The sequence below is a fragment of the Hymenobacter sp. UYAg731 genome (assembly GCF_054061335.1).
The window spans coordinates 998,487-1,015,941 of record NZ_JBSSEC010000001.1; the positions used below are offsets into that span (position 1 = coordinate 998,487).

Below are 17,455 nucleotides of genomic sequence, written 5' to 3' on the forward strand. Positions count from 1 at the left end.
GTTGCGTAGGTACCGGTACCGCTGCCATCGTTTGCCATGCCCGATTTCGCCCCCGCCCCGCTCATTCTCACCCTCACGCTCGATGCCGCCGCGCAGGACTACTTCAACGCGCTGCGCCACCGGCACTTCCCGCCGGCCATCAACTACCTGGCGGCACATCTCACGCTGTTTCACCATCTGCCCGGCGCAGAGCTGGCCGCCGTGCAGACGCAGCTAACGGCCCTCGCGGGCAGCCAGTCCCGGCTGCCGCTGCTGGTCACGGGCCTGCGCTCGCTGGGCCGGGGTGTGGCCTTCACCCTCGAAAATGACGCGCTGCGCGCCCTGCACCGCCGGCTGCAAGCCGCCTTCGCCCCGCACCTCACCCCCCAGGACCAGCAGAAGCTTCAGCCGCACGTCACCATCCAGAACAAAGTGGCCCCCGCCGAGGCCCGTACGCTCCTGGCCGATTTGCAGGCCAATTTCGCCCCGTTTGAAGCCGTGGGCACCGGCCTGCACCTGTGGGCCTACCGCAACGGGCCGTGGGAAAGCCTGGCCGGGTTTCCGTTCGGGCCGTAGCCAGCCGGGCCGCTACGCCCGGGCCGCCTTGCCGGCCACCGTCAGTTCCATGCGCGCAAATTCCTGGAGGGTGGCGGCAATAAATACCTCAACGTCGTGGGCACTGGGCAGCGGTGTGGCCAGATGCCCGGGGCTGAGGCAGGCACTGAGGCGGGCCAGCGCCGGCGCAGCTACCTGGCCAAAGCCCAGGCTCCAGTTGGGAAACAGGCGCTCGGCCACGGGCGCGCCGTGCATTTTGACCACCTCAATGTGCCGGAAATCCTGAAGGATGCGTGCATACAGGGCCTCAACCGGCTCCTCCTCCCCTTCCAGCACCTGCAAAAACCGACCCTCGGCGTAGAACAACACGCCGGTAATCGCCTGGCTGTAATTGTTGATGCGGGCTTGCTCAACCATTCTCGCCAGTTCTTCGCCACCGGGTAAACGGGTGGCGACGCTGCGATAAATCAGTTGATGAACAGGCATAGCTCAAAAGAATTTATGGAAATGAAGCTATCCAGGAAGTCGTTCAGGCAATTTTTGAACGACTTCCTGAACAGCTTCAATAAAAGCCTGTGGCACGGCAGTGGCTCGGCCGCAAAAATACATCCGGGTAAATACGTAGTTCCACCCCGATAGTCCATTAATCGTTCAGTAAAATAAGTTTATTTATTTATTCCTATCAACAATCAACAAACCCCTAATTGCCTACTCAGTCTGGTCGCGCCGTTTTGAGGCCATCAGGGGCGGGGGGCGGTTCCTTCCCATTCGGCCAGCTCGGCGCGCCATTCGTCGTTTACCCGGGCCGTGAGAGTATTTATGGGCCTCAGGCCGAGGAAAATGCGGGTGCCACACTCGCGGGCATACGGGTCGGCCACGGCCCCGATTTCGCGGTAGCTGGCAAATTGCGCGGCCAGCTCGGGGTGCGGCTCATCATCGATGATGAGCACAGCTTGCCAGTCGGTACGCGGCGCAAACCAGTAGAGGAAGCTGCCGTTGAAGCTCTGGGCCGGCGGCATGCCCCGGGGAGCATTGTAGTAGTTGATGGCGCTGGCCTGTCCGTAGTTAGCGCACTTGATGAGGGTGTGGCTCCGCACCGCAGCGGGCAGGCTTTGGTAGGCGGCCCGGGTTTTGGCGGCCATTTCGCGCCAGCCGCGCATGTCGGCGTAGTCCTGGGGCAGGGCGTGGTCCTGGCCATCCTCCCAACGGTAGAGGCCCAGCGCGGCGTAGCGGGGCCGCACCGCCATGGCCGCCGGCGACCGCAGCGGGTAGATGAACGGCAGCATCGGCAGCAGCAACAGCAGCGGCAGGGCCACCAGTGCCACCTGCGCCAGCGACCGCCAGGCCAAAGCGCCCGGCTGACCGGGCCGCCTAACCAGCCGGAACCGCCGCTCCCACCACCACGCCCCGAAACTGAACAGCACTGGGTAGAACCCGAGCGTGTAGTAATCCTTGCCGTGCAACAGCGCTTGCAGCCCGATGCCCAGTACCACCACCAGTCCCACCGCCCGGTAGGGCCGCAGGGCACGGCTCAGCAGCAGTGCCAGCAGGCCCGGCACCCACACCCACACCGCCCCAACGCACATCAGCAGCTGCATTTTCCAGAATTCGGTGGCCTCGACATGTACCAGCTGGCTGTCGTGCAGCAGCCGCATGTGGTGCAAAAACGGGATGCCGTGCCGGATTTGCCACGCTAGGTTGGGCAGCCACAGCAGCAGCGCCAGCCCCGCCGCGCCCCATAAGTGCCGCTGCCCCAGCAAGCGCCGCCAGGGCGTGAGCAGCAGTGCCCCGCCCAGCGCGGCGATAAAAAACAGCGTGGTGTACTTGTTCAACAAGCCCAATCCCAGCCCCAGGCCCAGCCAGTACAGGAACCGGGGCCGCTCCGTTTGCACGTACCGCACCAGCGCGTACAGGCAGAACACGAAGCCGAACACCTCAAACGAGTTGGGCTGAAACAGCAGGTTGAGCCGCGCGAAGGCCGTGCCCAGGTAGCAGGTGCCCGCCAGCGCCGTGGCAAACCAGCCGCCGCCCAGCCGCTGCGCCAGCCGCATCACGAGGTAGAGCGTGGCCGCCCCCCACAGAAACGGCCAGCACTTCACCCAGAAAAAGCCCCCGCCCAGGGCCATGCTCACCCAGCCCTGCGCCGCTATCAGCGGGGGCACTTCCAGGTAGCCCCAGGCCAGGTGCTGGCCCTGGTTGAGGTACAGGTATTCATCACGTTGCAGGTCGTACTGTGGGCTGATGAGGAAGTAGCCGGAGACGAACTTGAGCAGGGCAAAGGCAAGGGGCAGGCGGCGGTTCATGCCGGGCAAGGTAGTATTGCCAATGCCATCACCGGCGTATTCCGGCCTCAGAAATTCAGTGGTGGCCGTGCATTTTCCTTTGACAATCATTGCCTTATTTTGTGGCTTCACCTTTCCCGGGCATTATCGCCCCACCCGTTTACCCCGCATGATTGTCTACGGCTTCAAAGGCGCGCACCTGCGCACCGCTCCCCTCCCCACCGGCACCAGCTGCCCGGCCTGTGCCACCCCCGGTTCGCTGAAGGCCAGCGTGTACGGCCGCTACGCCCACGTTTACTGGATTCCATTCTTTCCGTTCAGCAAATCGGCGGTGGCGCAGTGCGACCATTGCCAGCAGGGCTGGGAAGAAAAAACCCTGCCCGCCGAAATGCACCCCGCCGTGCGCGCCCTCAAGAAAAGCACCCGGTTTCCGCTCTGGACCTGGGCCGGCGTGGGCGTGGTAGTGCTGGGCCTGGCCGGAGCCTCCATCGCCGGCCGCTACCACGAGCGCGACCGCGTGGCCTGGCTGGCCGCGCCGCATGCCGGCGATATCTACACCATTCACTCGCTCGGCGACAGCACCAAGTATTCGCTTCTGAAGGTATTGAGCGCCAAAGGCAACACCGTGGAGGTGGCGGCCAACGAGTACGAAATCGACGACCGGTCGCCCCTCACCGAGCTCAACTCGCCCGAGAAATACAGCAAAGCCACCGAATCGCTCACCGTGCTCGACCTGCAAATCATGCACAACAAAGGCCAGCTCACCGACGTGGACCGGCTGGGGAAGTAGGGTTCAGGCTGCCGCTGCTAGCGCGGCCACAGGCCGGCCCAGCGCAGGAAGTCCTCCCCCACCTGGTCCCAGTAAAAGTCGTCGTAGTCGATTTGGCCGTTTTTCATGCCGAAGAAGTTATGCTCGCGGCCGGGGTACTCGCGGAAGGTGAAGTTGGCGCGGTGCTGCCGGATGGTTTCCAGGCGCAGGTAGTCGTCGCCGGCCACGCCCCGGTCGAGAGTACCAAAACCCACGAACACCGGCACCCGCGTGCGCAGCAGCTCAGGTATTTCCGACGCTGCGAAACCATAGCTGTTGCGCGGGTCATCGCCCTGGCAGTCGGCGCGGGTGGGGTCGGCCACCACCTGCTGCCAGCGCCGGAAAGTATTTCCCGTCCTGCTGGTATCGGCGGCCTGCCGGCCCTCGGCTAGCATCGACATCTGCCGGCCCAGTGGGTTGCCGCTCAGGTACACCGCCCGGCTCACCAGGCCCGGCACGGCGGCTAAGTGCGCCACCACGGCCGTGCCCTGCGAGTGCCCGCCGACAACTACGTGTTGTGCATCGACCCAAGGCTGCTTTTTAAGGTAGCGCAGCACGGCTTCGTCGCGCCGCACGTAGTAGTCGAGGTAATTGCGGGCGCAGTAGTACGGCGGCGGCTGGCGCTGGCCGATGGCATTCGGATTCTGCCCGGTCACATCAAACGTGAGGGGCAGGCCGGGTTTGCTGATGATGGCCAGGTGGCAGCTTTCGAGCACCTTTTTGGGGTGGAACGGGAAGGCCGCGAAGGCCCCACGCTCGTCGTAGAGCACCAGCGGCATGGGCAGCGAGCCCTGTTCCCAGAGCAGCAGCGGCTTCTTCTGCTGCTCTTCGCCGGGCTTCGAGAGCAGCAGCACCTGCACGCTGTCGGGCCCGAACATCACCGTCAGGCGGCGGTAGCCGAAGGCTTCGGGCGGGCGCGGGGCGGCGTTGGTTTGGGCGAGAGCCGGGCGGCGGCTTAGGCCCGCCAGTAGCACCAGAATCAGCAGTAGGGGTTGGCGCATGCAGCCTTTTTTCGCCGGGCGGCGGTAGTGCCGGGGCGGCGCAAAGACTTTAGAGCCCGGCGGGCAGTTGCACGCGGGTGGGGCCGTTCTTCTCAGGGCGGGTGCTAACCGACTATGCTTTTCTCCGTCAGAAAATCATGGATGAACTGCGCGTAAGCTTCTCGCACAGGCAGTTCAAAATCTGTCGTTAGCTCCCGGCGCATTGTCTGGGTGGGTTGTTGCTTGATGGGGTTGTAGCCCTCCTTTTCCACCATGTGCCAGTACACGCCCAGGCCGCGGCGCTGCCAGGCGGGCAGGTTGTTGAAATTGATGCCTCGCTGAAACAGCAATTCGTGTTTGTCGGCCGTACTCAAGCCGCTTATGTGCGTGGTCGCCCCGATTTCGGTGGCTCCTTCGCCACGCAGCAGCCAGTAGCAATGGGCATTCAGGGCGTTGCGCAGGGCATCTTCGGCCCGCCAGCGGAAGTAGTCGACCACGTCGACAGCACGCGGCAGTTGGGCAATGCGGCAATCGAACACACCCATTGCGCCCAGCAGCAACGAGAACTTAGCCGAAGCCTCGCCGGCCAGAATGCTGTGGTATTTGCGCAGCTTCCGGCCAAAGGTGTCTTCGCCTGGGTCAAACAGCAGCGAAATTTCGTCGCTCTCGGTGTAGCCATAGCGCACCTGAAAGCCGCACTGCATGAGGTGGCGCACGGTGCCCACCATGCAGTCGCGAAACCGCTCATCAAAGGGCCGCTCAAACTTGTGGACTTCTTTGGTCAGCCGGGTAAAGTTGCGGCCATCGAGCCGGGCCACCAAGTAAATACCGGGCAAGGCGCAGTGGTCATGGGCAGTTTCGAACACCCGCAAACGCGAGTCGAGGTCATCAAATTTCATACTTGCCAGGGTTCGACCACAAAATACCCGTGGTCATCAATGCGCACAAAGTAAAGCTCATCAAAACCTTCAGCGTAGCTGGGCAGCTCCAGCCGGGCCCGGGTGCCCCGAATACCTCGCTCGGGGACCTGCTCGCCCGCCGGCCGCCGTTGATTGCGCAGTAGCGCCGCTTCGGCCGCCGAGTTAAAATAGTAGCCCACAATGCTGTAGTCAGCGGCTTTTGCTGGCTCGATGTAGCGCTGCCGCTCGGCCACCGTTGGGTTGGTGTTATCGACAGCAAACCGGGCCTGCGTTTCCAAGCAAAACTGCAGCAACAGCGCTTCGCGGTACCGCGTGCGCAGCAAATCGAGGCTGATACGCACGTGCGAACTGAGAAAGCGCTGGCAGTAGAACGTGCTTTTACCGGTGGCCTGAATGCCGCAAAAAATAATAGCCTGCATGTGGACCAGACGAGGATTTACAACTGCAAAGATGAGCCGCTGATGGTAGCAAACGCTACGGCTACAGGTTGGCGGGCAGTTGCACGCGGGCGAGGTATTCGCCCAGGCCGGCGGGCTTCTGAAAAACGTGTATGAAAAGGATGTGCTCTTCGCCCCGGCTACGCCAGGTTTCGGCATAAAAGCCCTCCACGGCATAGAGCGTGAGCTCGAAGCTGTCTTCCTGGCGCTCGGCCAGGCGGGTGCCGTGCCGGGCGAGGTGCTCGGTCTGGCGGCGCTGGTGTAGGGCTTTGAAGGCGGTGATGGTCATGGGAAGCGAAACGGCGGTTTTGCAAAGTTCGTGCGCGGCCGCCCTAAGTTCGCACCATGAATCGTTTTCGTTTTCCGCACCCGCTGGTGCTCATTGTTGGTTTTATCATCCTGGCCGCCGCGCTCAGCTACGTGCTGCCGGCCGGCGAATTCACGCGCCACCTCGATGCCGTGACTGGGCGGCAAGTGGTGGTGGCCGGCTCCTACCACGCCGTGCCCGCCACCCCGGTGGGGCCGCTCGACGTGCTGGTGGACGTGCCCAAGGGCCTGGCCGACGCGGCGGCGGTGGTGTTTCTGATTTTCCTGGCCGGCGGGGCCTTCACGGTGGTGGACCAGACCGGGGCACTGCGCTTCGGGGTGGACTGGCTGCTGCGCCGCGCCCACGGCCGCGAGGTGCTCGTGATTCCGCTGGTGGGCACGCTCTTCGCCACCATGGGGGCGCTGGAAAACATGGGCGAGGAGATTATTCCGCTGGTGCCGGTGCTGCTGGTGCTCATGCGGCGGCTGGGCTACCCCACCCTCACGGCGGTGGCGGCCAGCGTGGGGGCGGCCTTCGTAGGGGCCTCGTTCAGCCCGATAAACCCGTTTCAGGTGGGCATTGCTCAGAAGCTGGCGCAGCTGCCGCTGCTCTCGGGCGGGGCATTTCGGGTGGGCTTTTTGCTGGTGGCGGTGGGGCTATGGCTGTGGGCCACCACCCGCCACGCCGTGCGCCACCGCCAAGTCCCCGACCTCAGCCTCGATGCCAACGAAGCCGCCGCCGGCCCGGCGGCCAGCAGCGGCCGCCCCGGCCTGGTGCTGCTGCTGCTGCTGGCCGCTTTTGCGGTGTTTGCCTACGGCGTGGTGCAGCTGCACTGGGAGTTCGAGCAGATGTCGGCCCTGTTTCTGGGGCTGGGCGTGGTGGCCGGGCTGGTGGGCGGGCGCGGCTTCACGGGCACGGCCGAGGGCTTCATCGCGGGCTTCCGCGACATTGCCTTTTCGGCCATTCTGGTGGGGTTTGCCCGGGCTATTTTCGTGGTGCTGGAGCAGGGCCATGTGGTTGATACCATCGTGAACGGGCTGGCCGCGCCGCTGGGGCACCTGCCCGTGGCGCTGGCCGCCCTGGGCATGATGGGCGTGCAAACCCTGCTGCATGTGCCCGTGCCTAGCAGCAGCGGGCAGGCCACGCTCACCATGCCGCTGCTGGTGCCACTGTCCGACATACTAGGCCTGTCGCGGCAGGTGACGGTGCTGGCGTTTCAGTACGGAGCGGGGCTGTGCGAGCTCATCACGCCCACCAATGGCACGCTGATGGCCATGCTGGCGGCCACCGGCGTGCGGTTTGAGCAGTGGATAAAGTTTGCCGCGCCGCTGTGGGCGGCGCTATTTGCGCTGGGGGCCGTGGCGGTGGTGGTGGGCATCGCGGTGGGGGTATGAGGCAGGGTTAATTGCTGCTCTGGAGCAACTAATTGCATCCCACTCTAAACTAAATCCTACTCGGGTCAAACTAAGTTTTACTTGCCCTGAACGAAATCCTGCTCGACCACGACGAAATCCTAATCATGGGCAGTGAACGGGCTTTGAGCCAAATGAAATCCTGCTCGACGCCGACGAAATTATGTCTGGCATCACGCCTTCTCAATTAGCGGGCACAAACGTTGGGTTGGGCCAAGGGATACGGTGCATTCGTTGGAAGTTTGTGAAGCAGCTAGCCGAACTCAGCGACTGCCCATGAGGGACAATGATTCCCTACGTTTTCGCCTTGGGATGGCTCCGCTTCTTGTCCGCACCGCCTAGTGAAAGGCGGTGCATATTGAGCTTTTTAGAAAAGCAACTTTGAGCCGTACGCCAAAACGAGCCGGGGCATCTGTATGGAAATTTGTATTGTGGTTGTCAGCCTTTTGACGCCCATCACAATTTACTTAAAAGCCATGTCAGAACGCATTAAAACACCCTTCGGCTTCCACTCCACCGCCGATGAAATCATCCAAGGCATTAGCCTGCTGGGCCGACGGGCCATTGTGACCGGCGGCTCGTCGGGCATCGGCATCGACACGGCGCGGGTGCTGGCCGGCGCGGGGGCCGAAGTCACCCTGGCGGTTCGCAACCTGGAAGCCGGCCATAAAGTAGCCACCGAGATTCAGGCCCAGACCGGCAACCCAAACGTGCGGGTCGCACCCCTGGATTTGAGCGACCAGGCCTCAGTAAAGGCCTTTGTGGCGGCCTGGCAGGGCCCGCTGCACCTCCTGATTAACAACGCCGGCATCATGGCGCTGCCCGACCTGGCCCGCACACCCGAAGGCTGGGAAACGCAGTTTGCGACCAACTTCCTGGGCCATTTCACCCTCACGGTGGGGCTGCACGAGGCGTTAGCCGCCGCCGGCGGGGCGCGCATCGTGTCGGTCAGCTCCAGCAGCAACCTGTTTGCGCCGGTTTTCTTCGACGACCTGCACTTTAACTTCATTCCTTACGACCCGTTTCTGGCCTACGGGCAGTCCAAAACGGCCTGTGCCCTGCTGGCCGTGGAGGCCACCCGCCGCTGGGCGAAGGACGGCATTTACGCCAATGCCCTCAACCCCGGGGCCATTGCCACCAACCTGCAAAAGCACACCGGCGGCCTGAAAACGCCCCCCGAGCGTCAAAAAAATCCGGCCCAGGGAGCCGCCACCACGATACTGCTGGCCACCTCGCCGCTGCTAGCGGGCATTGGCGGGCGCTACTTTGAAGACTGCAACGAGGCCGAAGTTGTTTTTCGCCGGCCCGCCGACTACCGGGGCGTGGCCGCTTATGCCCTCGACGCAGCCAACGCCGAGCGCCTGTGGGATGTGGCCCTGAAACTGACTGCTTAATCAACCGGAATCATGGAAAGCAACGCAACCACCGGCGCGCTGAGCGTCGGATTCATCGGCCTCGGCGACCAGGGCGGCCCCATGGCCCGCGCCATTGGCGAAGCCGGATTTGCCCTGCACGTCTGGGCCCGGCGGCCCGCCTCGCTCGACGTGCTCGCCGACGTGCCGCACGTGGCCCACGCCAGCGTGCCCGAGCTGGCCGGGGCCTGCGACCTAGTCGCTTTGGTTTTGACCGACGATAAGGACATTTGGGATATTCTCGACCGGCAGGGGCTGCTCAAGGCCCTGAAGCCGGGGGCTATTGTGGTGAACCATGGCACCGGCGACCCGAGCGAGAATGCCCGGCTAGCCGCCTACCTAAGCGAAGCAGGGAATCCATTTCTGGATGCCCCGGTGAGCGGTGGCCGGCCAGGAGCCGTGGCACGCACGCTGACCACCATCGTCGGCGGCGACGCGGCGGCGCTGGCGCGCTGCCGGCCCGTGTTCGCCACCTTCTCGCAGAAAATTGCTTACATGGGGCCGGCCGGAGCAGGCCAAATGGCCAAGTTGCTCAACAACGCCCTGACGATGACCAACCTGAAGAATGCCATGGATGTCTTCACCCTGGCCGGCCGGCTCGGCGTGAACGAGGCGGCGCTCTACGAGATGGTAACGGCCAGTAGCGGGTCGAGCGCGATTCTGGAAGCCTTGGGCAACTTTACCCCCGAGCTGGCCGCCCACTTGCAGGGCCTGATGCGGAAAGACATTGAGCACTTTGCCGATGGCGTCCGCCAACACCACCTCGACCCCACCGAGCTGCGTAACCGGGGCTTGAGCGGGGCCGACGGCCTCGTTGAAGTAGTTAACTTGCTAAGCACCGGCAGGGCCAAAGCAGCTTAGGCCGGCTGGAATGCCGCTGGTTGCCGCGCCTCCCCGGACCGCGTATCGTGTACTGTTTCGACCCCGACTGCCATGCCAACCATGCCTTTTGCCCCCACGCCGGTGGTGCTGCATTCCTGCTACGACGGCGCGCCCCGGGCCTCCGAATTTTTTGTGAGCGAGCACGTGCTGATGCACATTCTGAATGGCTCGTTCGTCATTTTCGTGGCCGGGGCCGAGCAGACCTACCGGGCCGGCGACACCCTTCTGCTCACCCGCCACCAGTTGCTGAAAGCCACCAAATACCCGGAGCCGGACGGGGGCGAATACAACTCGGTAAGCATCGTGCTGGACCAAACCACGCTGCGCGGACTACACCAGTTGGCCCCCGGAGCCATCCAGCGCCCGGCCACGGCGGTGCCCGTGGTGGCGCTGCCCCGCTATCCGCTGTTCAGGGCGTTGGCCCAGTCCATCATCGCCTACAATGCCGGGCGCGCCATTCCGCAGTTGCCGGCGCTCAAGGCGCAGGAGGCCGTTGTGCTGCTGCTGCATGTGCAGCCCGAGCTGCGGCACGTCCTGTTCGATTTCAGCGAGCCGGGCAAGCTCGACCTAGGCCGGTACATGGCCCAGCATTTCAGCTTCAACCTCGGGCTCAAGCAATTTGCCTACCTCACGGGGCGCAGCCTGGCCACGTTCAAGCGCGATTTTGAGAAGCTGTTTCACGTTTCGCCCAGCCGCTGGCTCCAGCAAAAACGGCTGAACGAAGCGCACTACCTCCTCCGCAGCAAACAGCGCAAGCCTTCGGATGTGTACCTGGAAGTGGGATTTGAAAACCTGTCACACTTTTCCACGGCGTTCAAAAGGCAGTTCGGCTTCAGCCCCTCGCAGGCACACCGCCCCGATGCAACTGACGACCTTGGCGGAGAAGCGAGCGCAGGTGTTTTCGTTTGAGTGACGAATGCAAAGCTAATTGCCCGTACTACCTAGTCGGCCCGCAGCTCATTGGCCTGAAACACCTGCGGCAGCTTGCGCTTGCGCTCCACAATCTGGTAGGTGGCGGTGTCGGTGGCTTCGTCCCAGAACACGTCGGAGATGAGGCCGAAGTGGCGGTACTGGCCGGGCTGGGGCGTGGCTTCCTCCACGGAATCGCCGAAGCTGAAGGTGGGCCGGTGGTAGATTTCCTTGAACAGTTCGGGGCGCACGAGGAACTGCTGCTCGTCGTAGCGAATGGTAATCCACTCGCCTTCGTCGTCTTCGGAAATCTTTTCGAAGAGCTTGCCCACGGGTTCCAGTAGCTCGAAGGCGCGGCGGTTGGCGGGGTGAATGTAGCGGAAGCCGTAATCGGGCGACCAGCCGTATAGGCCAAAAATGACGGGTTTGGGACGGGTCTTCAAAGGATGATAAGCGCTGATTGTTGCGTAATAAACACGCAAACGGCGCATTTTGCTCAGGTGAGGGGCAAATTTACGTCGGAGCCCAGGGCTTGCGCGGCATGGGCCAGCAGGCGCTCACGCAACGTGTCGCCGTTGTGATAGGGGCTGAGCTTGAGGAGCTGGGGGGGGCCGCCATCGCGCGGGTGCAGCAGCAAATCGGTGGCATTGGGGGCAATGGTGACCGCCTGCAAGTCGGCCCACTGCACCCGTCGCACCCGGCTGATGGGCAGCAGGCGCATCCAGAAGCCTTCTTCGGTGAAGTGCAGTCCCTGCCGGCGGGCCAGCCGGCCGGCCCCAAACGCCAGCCCGAGGTACACCAGCGCCAGCACCCCGTATACCCACGGCAGGTAATGCGTCCGGTGGATGCCGCTGGCCAGCTCGGCTTCGTGGTGGCGGTGCCAGCTGTGGTAGCTCGCCAGGGCCAGAATGCCGGCGGCGGCCACTTCCAGCCATTCGGGGCCGTGGTGTACGGTGCCGGTGGGGTGGCAACGCAGGTGCCGCATTTCGCGCGCGAGCAAGACCAGATAAGTGGCCCCCACGGCCATTTCCAGCCCACGTATCCAGGAGAGCGTGCCCCCATAAAAGGCCTCAAAAGCCCCTTGCACCAGCACCAGCGCGGGTACGAGGTGGTTGAGGGCTTTCACGCGCTGCCGCACGGCGAGGCGGCGGTGGTGCAGGGGGTGGTGTTCGGGAGGCAGCACGGCGGCGGCAGTCATGGCACAGGATTTTGACCTAATGTACTGAAAAACCTGCGGCGTCCCGCCGGTTTGCATTGCCCCGATTTGGCCAAAACGGGCCGCCCCGCGTATAGTCAGGCTCCCTCTGCCCAGTACCGGCCGCATTTTCGGCTGCCCGGGCGGCGGTCAGTCATTTTCTCAATGCCCAACGCTTCCGCTTCCAAACCCGATTCCCGCGCCAAAACCGCGCCCAAAGCAACCGCCAAACCGGCTCCGGCCCCCGCACCCGCCCCCAAACCCGCCCCTAGCCCCACCCTCCAGCCCGGCATGGGGGCCGTGCCCCACGCGGCGGGCACCACGTTTCGGGTGTGGGCCCCCCACGCCAATACCGTGTCCGTTATCGGCTCTTTTAATGACTGGCAGGGCGACAAGAACCCGCTGCAAGCCGAAGAAAACGGCTATTGGGCCACCGACGTGGCCGGGGCCAAGGTGGGCGACGAATATAAATTCCATCTCACCAACGGCGACCAGACCTTTGACCGTAACGACCCTTATGCCCGCCAGGTAACGAACTCGGCCGGCTCGTCGGTGGTGCATGACCCGAACTTTGACTGGGGCGACGACCATTTCCAGATGCCCGCCTGGAACGAGCTGGTGATTTACGAGCTGCACGTCGGCACCTTCAACGCGCCCGATGCCGAGAACGTGGGCACGTTCCTGAGCGTGGCCGAAAAGCTGCCCTACCTGCGCGATTTGGGCATTAACTGCATCGAGCTGCTGCCGGCTACGGAGTTTCCGGGCAGCCGCTCGTGGGGCTACAACCCGGCGTGTCCGTTTGCGCTGGAAAGCGACTACGGCGGGCCGGTGGCCTTCAAGGAAATGGTGAAGCAGGCCCACCAGCACGGCATCGCCGTGGTGCTGGACGTGGTGTACAACCACTTCGGCCCCGGCGACCTCGACCTCTGGCAGTTTGATGGCTGGCACGAGAACGACGGCGGCGGCATCTACTTCTACAACGACTGGCGCGCCAAAACGCCCTGGGGCGACAACCGCCCCGACTACGGCCGCCCCGAGGTGCGCCAGTACATCCGCGACAACGCCCTGATGTGGCTGAACGAGTACCGCTGCGACGGCCTGCGCGCCGATGCCATTGCCTTCATCCGCAACGTGAACGGCGAGGAAAACCCCGACGAGGACCTGCCCGACGGCTGGAGCCTGATGCGCTGGATTAACGAGGAAATCGACAAGACGATGCCCTGGAAAATCACCATCGCCGAGGACCTGCGCGGCAACCCCGCCATCACGGAAGCCACCGAAAAAGGCGGCCAGGGCTTCGATTCGCAGTGGGACGGCTCGTTCGTGTACCCCATCCGCGATGCGCTGACGACACCCAACGACGCCGACCGCGACATGCACGCCGTGGCCCAGGCCCTCACCCAGCTCTATAACGACAACGCCTTCCGGCGCGTCATCTACACCGAAAGCCACGACGAGGTGGCCAACGGCAAGAGCCGCGTGGCCGAAGAAATAATGCCCGGCGCGGCCGACCACTGGTTTGCCAAGAAGCGCACCACCCTGGGCGCGGCCCTGGTGATGACGGCCCCCGGCATCCCGATGATTTTCCAGGGCCAGGAAATGCTGGCCGACGGCGCGTTCGTCGACACCGAGCCGGTGGAATGGAAACGCTTGGAAGAGCGCGGCGGCCTAGTGCATTTGTACCGCGACCTCATTGGCCTGCGCCGCAACCTGCACGGCAACACGCGGGGCCTGGGCGGCCAGCACACCCGGGTTTTCCATGTAAACGATGAGGCTAAGCTGGTGGCTTTTGGCCGGCAGGCCGGCGAAGGCGGCCCCGGCGATACCACCGTGGTGCTGGCCAACTTCGCCAACCAGGCCCACGAGGCCTACACCATGGGCCTGCCCGGTCCCGGCCACTGGCAGGTGCGCTTCAACAGCGACTGGCAGGGCTACGACGGCGAGTTTGGCGACATGGAAAGCTTCGGCATTGACGCGGAGAAAGGCGAGTACGACGGCTTTGGCTGGCACGGCAGCATTGCCATTGCGCCGTATGCCGTGCTGATTTTGTCGCAGGAAGGGTAGGTATTTGCTCGGCAGTTCCGGATGAAGTAGGGTGCGGGGCTTGCCTCCGCCCGTCGTTGAACAATTCAGCAACGAGCTGTTCGACGACGGGCGGGGGCAAGCCCCGCACCCTACCCATTCTAACCAGACGCTATTAAATTTCTACCCGAGCACCTAATCTCCCCACCCTATGAACCCCACGCCGCCCCCTGACTCAACCCCGGCCCCGCCCCTGGCGGCCCAAATCAACCGGCCCAACTCGGAGCTGAAGAATGCCTTGTTCATTATCGCCGGGGTGATTTCGGCCGCATTTGGGCTCAAGTCATTCCTGCTGTCGAGCCATTTTATTGATGGGGGCGTGACGGGGGTTTCAATGCTGCTGGCGGCGGCGTTTCGCCTGCCGCTATCCATTCTGATTCTGGTAATTAACCTGCCGTTCATTGCGCTGGGCTATAACCAGCTGGGCCGCCGCTTTGCCCTGCGCAGCGCCCTGGGCATTGGCGGGCTGGCGCTGGTGCTGGCCCTGGTGCCCTTCCCGGACGTGACCCACGATTTATTGCTCACGGCCGTATTCGGCGGCGTGTTCATCGGGGCGGGCATCGGGCTGGCTATGCGCGGCGGGGCCGTGCTGGATGGTACCGAAATCGCGGCCCTGCTCGTGAGCCGCTTCCTGGTGCTGCTCAAAGTGAGCGACTTGATTCTGATTCTCAACGTCGTCATTTTCGGGGTGGCGGTGCTGGTGCTGGGCACCGAGCCGGCCCTGTACTCGATGCTCACCTACTTCGCCGCCGCCCGCGTGCTGGAGTTCGTTCTCAACGGCATTGAGCAGTACACCGGCGTCACCATCGTGTCGGAGCACAGCGACGCCGTGCGCAAGGTCATCACCGAGAAGCTGGGCCGGGGCGTGACGATGTACCAGGGCAAATCGGGCTACGGCAAGCGCGGCGAGCTGGGGGTGGAGCGCGACATCGTGTTCACCGTCGTGACCCGCCTGGAGCTGCCCGCCCTGCGCACCGCCGTGCAGGAAGTCGACCCGAACGCCTTCATCGTGCAGTACCGCATCGACGACGCGCAGGGCGGCATCATCAAGAAGCGGGCGCTGCACTAGGAATGTCTTTTTCAGAACAGAAGCACGACGTGCTCAATTATTTAACTACCTGACTTCTTGCAAATCGCTCCCGCTACCCCGCACTTCCACACCCCGGCCGGCCTCATCATCGGCCGGGCCGACGGGCTGGTGGTGCGCGCCACGGGCATCCGCTACGCCCGGGCCGCGCGGTTTCAGCCGCCAGTGCCCGAGCCGCCCGCCACGGAGCCCATCCAGGCCATGGCCCCCGCCCCGGCCTGCCCGCAGCTCGCCGACCCGCGCGTGGACCAGGTGATGGGTGGCCTGTTTGCCGCCCTCCGCTTTGAGGAGGACTGCCTGCGCCTGTCCATCACGCGGCCGGCTGATTTCCAGCTCAATGAAAAACTCCCCGTCATCGTGTGGGTACACGGCGGCTCCTACGTGTCCGGCGCGGGCGATTTGGCGATTTACGACCCCACCACCTGGGTCGCCGAGCAGCGCGTGGTGTTTGTGGCCGTCACCTACCGGCTGGGGCTGTTCGGGTTTCTAGGCACTGCAACCACCCCGCCCAACCTCGGCCTGCTCGATTTGCTGGAAGCCCTCCGCTGGGTGCAGCGCAATATTGCCGCGTTCGGCGGCGACCCGGCCCTGGTGACTATGTTCGGCCATTCCTCAGGGGCCGACGCCATTGCCCAACTCATGCTGACGGAGGGTGCGGGCACGCTTTTCCGCCGCGCCATGCTGCACAGTGCGCCGCTCGGCCTCACCCGCAACCGCCAGCGCATGCTACGCACCATGAGCAGGGCCGTTGGCCCGCTGCCGCCCACCGCTTCCACCACTGAGGTGCTGGCCCGCGAAAGGGCCGTACTTAAATCCGCCCGCTGGCAGGGCCTGAAAAGCGGTATGCCCTTCGGCCCGCAGTACGGGGCCGCCCCGCTACCACCCGAACCTGACATTGAGGCCACCTGGGCCGCCGTGGCCCCACATATTGATGTCCTGATTGGCACAACGGCCGAAGAAACCCGGTTTTTCGCCGTTATCGACCCCACGTTTAACTGGTTGCAGCGCCTGCCGCTGGCGGGCAGTAGCTTAGTGCGCCTGCTCACCAGCGTCACTTCGCGCCGCATTTACCTAGACCCCGCGCAGGCTTTTGCCGAACACCAGGCCCGGGCGGGCGGCCGGGCCTGGCGGTTTCTGGTCACTTACCAGCCACCCGGCAGCCCGTTCGGGGCCGCGCACGTCATTGACTTGCCGCTGCTGCTGGGCACGCGGGCCAGCTGGGCCGCCACGCCGCTGCTGGGCGAAGCCAATTGGGAGGAGTTCGATGCCGCTGGCCGGCAGGTACGGCAGCTCTGGGCCGATTTTGCCCGCACCGGTACGCTGCCCGCGCAGGTGCTTGTTCCCGGCGTAGTGGAGGTAAAACAAACGTAGGGGCGAGGGCAAGCCCAAACGGGTATGCCCTCGCCCCTACTTCATCAGGCGCTGCGCAATCAGGAATTACTAAACCGGTGCCTGGTCGTACCGCTCGCCGGCGGGCGTGGGCCACGCGCCTTCAAACAGGAACTCGGCCAGGGGCTTGCGGGTGCGGGGCGCGGTTTCTTTTTCGCTCAGCCCATCGGGCAGGTCGGAAGCCGGGCCGGGGTAGCCCAGCGTGAACACCACCACTGGCTCGAAGCCTTCGGGAATGCTGAACGCGGTGCGCACGGCATCGGGCGAAAAGCCCGCCATCTGGTGGATTTGCAGGCCCAGCTCGGCAGCTTCCACGGCCAGCGTGGCGGTGGACTGACCCACATCGTACTTGGCCCATCCGTTGGCATTGCCGTCGTGCGAGAAATTCAGCTTGGCCACGCCCACGGCCATTACATGCGCTTTTTTAGCCCACGCCTGATTGAATTCCATCAAGCTACCCAGAATTTTCCCGAACGCCTCGGGGCTGCTCGACTGGCTGCCCATAATGTAGCGCCAGGGCTGCTCGCCATAGCAGGAGGCGGCGGAGGAAGCAGCCGTGAAAATCTGCTCCACCACCTCGGCCGACACGGCTTTGGCAGAGTAGGCGCGGGGGCTGCGGCGCTGGGTCAGCACGGGCATGATTTCGTGTTCGAGTTTTAGAACGTTGGTGGTATCGGCCATCAGAATGGGGAAATGAATGGGATGAAGGCGAATAACCGCTACCGTGGCCCGAAGTTTCGGCCCTTCTCCAATCCTGTTTTTCCGGCTTATTTTGAAAAAACATGGCCCAGGCTGTCAACTAAACCCCAGTCGGCTTAC

General features: G+C 63.9%; 18 protein-coding genes. 9 read left to right on the forward strand and 9 right to left on the reverse strand.

Annotated elements, in window-relative coordinates:
- The first annotated feature begins 36 nt into the window (after positions 1–36).
- Complete coding sequence (locus tag ACVWYF_RS04270; protein ID WP_457064957.1) at positions 37–555, forward strand: 2'-5' RNA ligase family protein; 519 nt, start codon at positions 37–39, stop codon at positions 553–555.
- Positions 556–567: 12 nt separating this feature from the next.
- On the opposite strand, the gene ACVWYF_RS04275 is transcribed toward ACVWYF_RS04270, so the two are convergent.
- On the reverse strand, positions 568–1,020 hold the full coding sequence (locus ACVWYF_RS04275; RefSeq protein ID WP_457064959.1) for a BLUF domain-containing protein: 453 nt from the start codon (positions 1,018–1,020) through the stop codon (positions 568–570).
- A gap of 254 nt (positions 1,021–1,274) precedes the next feature.
- On the reverse strand, positions 1,275–2,927 hold the full coding sequence (locus tag ACVWYF_RS04280) for a glycosyltransferase family 39 protein (RefSeq protein WP_457064961.1): 1,653 nt from the start codon (positions 2,925–2,927) through the stop codon (positions 1,275–1,277).
- Between the two features lie 58 nt (positions 2,928–2,985).
- Here ACVWYF_RS04280 and ACVWYF_RS04285 point away from each other — a divergent pair, with 58 nt between their 5' ends.
- On the forward strand, positions 2,986–3,606 hold the full coding sequence (locus ACVWYF_RS04285; protein WP_457064963.1) for a hypothetical protein: 621 nt from the start codon (positions 2,986–2,988) through the stop codon (positions 3,604–3,606).
- 17 nt (positions 3,607–3,623) lie between these two features.
- On the opposite strand, the gene ACVWYF_RS04290 is transcribed toward ACVWYF_RS04285, so the two are convergent.
- From ACVWYF_RS04290 to ACVWYF_RS04305, 4 genes are all read right to left on the reverse strand, one after another.
- Complete coding sequence (locus tag ACVWYF_RS04290; protein ID WP_457064965.1) at positions 3,624–4,625, reverse strand: alpha/beta hydrolase family protein; 1,002 nt, start codon at positions 4,623–4,625, stop codon at positions 3,624–3,626.
- A gap of 104 nt (positions 4,626–4,729) precedes the next feature.
- Positions 4,730–5,503 (reverse strand): tRNA(His) guanylyltransferase Thg1 family protein, encoded by a 774-nt coding sequence (locus tag ACVWYF_RS04295; protein ID WP_457064967.1) that lies wholly within the window; start codon positions 5,501–5,503, stop codon positions 4,730–4,732.
- Positions 5,500–5,943 carry an AAA family ATPase gene (locus tag ACVWYF_RS04300; RefSeq protein ID WP_457064969.1) on the reverse strand — a complete coding sequence of 148 codons (444 nt, stop codon included), beginning with the start codon at positions 5,941–5,943 and terminating at the stop codon, positions 5,500–5,502. The genes ACVWYF_RS04295 and ACVWYF_RS04300 overlap by 4 nt, the downstream gene beginning before the upstream one ends.
- Positions 5,944–6,004: 61 nt before the next feature.
- The gene (locus tag ACVWYF_RS04305; RefSeq protein WP_457064971.1) at positions 6,005–6,250 is read right to left on the reverse strand and encodes a hypothetical protein; all 246 of its coding nucleotides are present in this window, start codon (positions 6,248–6,250) and stop codon (positions 6,005–6,007) included.
- A 56-nt stretch (positions 6,251–6,306) separates the two neighbouring features.
- On the opposite strand from ACVWYF_RS04305, the gene ACVWYF_RS04310 reads away from it, so the two are divergent.
- The 4 genes from ACVWYF_RS04310 to ACVWYF_RS04325 all read left to right on the forward strand — a co-directional run bounded on the left by ACVWYF_RS04310 (position 6,307) and on the right by ACVWYF_RS04325 (position 10,883).
- Positions 6,307–7,662: a YfcC family protein gene (locus ACVWYF_RS04310; RefSeq protein ID WP_457064973.1), complete on the forward strand. Its 1,356-nt coding sequence runs from the start codon at positions 6,307–6,309 to the stop codon at positions 7,660–7,662.
- A 494-nt stretch (positions 7,663–8,156) separates the two neighbouring features.
- A complete protein-coding gene (locus ACVWYF_RS04315; RefSeq protein WP_457064975.1) occupies positions 8,157–9,074 on the forward strand; it encodes an SDR family NAD(P)-dependent oxidoreductase in 918 nt (305 codons plus the stop codon).
- Positions 9,075–9,086: 12 nt separating this feature from the next.
- On the forward strand, positions 9,087–9,953 hold the full coding sequence (locus tag ACVWYF_RS04320) for an NAD(P)-dependent oxidoreductase (RefSeq protein ID WP_457064977.1): 867 nt from the start codon (positions 9,087–9,089) through the stop codon (positions 9,951–9,953).
- A gap of 72 nt (positions 9,954–10,025) precedes the next feature.
- Entirely contained in the window at positions 10,026–10,883 is an 858-nt protein-coding gene (locus tag ACVWYF_RS04325) for a helix-turn-helix domain-containing protein (protein WP_457064979.1), read from the forward strand.
- A 32-nt stretch (positions 10,884–10,915) separates the two neighbouring features.
- Here ACVWYF_RS04325 and ACVWYF_RS04330 read toward each other — a convergent pair whose 3' ends face one another.
- Positions 10,916–11,326, reverse strand: a complete 411-nt coding sequence (locus ACVWYF_RS04330) for a DUF6960 family protein (RefSeq protein WP_457064982.1) — start codon at positions 11,324–11,326, stop codon at positions 10,916–10,918.
- Between the two features lie 53 nt (positions 11,327–11,379).
- Positions 11,380–12,081 carry a hypothetical protein gene (locus ACVWYF_RS04335; protein ID WP_457064984.1) on the reverse strand — a complete coding sequence of 234 codons (702 nt, stop codon included), beginning with the start codon at positions 12,079–12,081 and terminating at the stop codon, positions 11,380–11,382.
- Between the two features lie 162 nt (positions 12,082–12,243).
- Here ACVWYF_RS04335 and ACVWYF_RS04340 point away from each other — a divergent pair, with 162 nt between their 5' ends.
- The 3 genes from ACVWYF_RS04340 to ACVWYF_RS04350 all read left to right on the forward strand — a co-directional run bounded on the left by ACVWYF_RS04340 (position 12,244) and on the right by ACVWYF_RS04350 (position 16,618).
- Positions 12,244–14,142, forward strand: coding sequence for an alpha-amylase family glycosyl hydrolase (locus tag ACVWYF_RS04340; RefSeq protein ID WP_457064986.1), 1,899 nt, complete (start codon positions 12,244–12,246; stop codon positions 14,140–14,142).
- A gap of 169 nt (positions 14,143–14,311) precedes the next feature.
- Positions 14,312–15,229, forward strand: a complete 918-nt coding sequence (locus ACVWYF_RS04345) for a YitT family protein (protein ID WP_457064988.1) — start codon at positions 14,312–14,314, stop codon at positions 15,227–15,229.
- A 57-nt stretch (positions 15,230–15,286) separates the two neighbouring features.
- Entirely contained in the window at positions 15,287–16,618 is a 1,332-nt protein-coding gene (locus ACVWYF_RS04350; protein WP_457064990.1) for a carboxylesterase family protein, read from the forward strand.
- A 69-nt stretch (positions 16,619–16,687) separates the two neighbouring features.
- Here the strand turns inward: ACVWYF_RS04350 and ACVWYF_RS04355 are convergent, their stop codons facing one another.
- Positions 16,688–17,317 (reverse strand): nitroreductase family protein, encoded by a 630-nt coding sequence (locus tag ACVWYF_RS04355; RefSeq protein ID WP_457064992.1) that lies wholly within the window; start codon positions 17,315–17,317, stop codon positions 16,688–16,690.
- Positions 17,318–17,455: the final 138 nt, after the last annotated feature.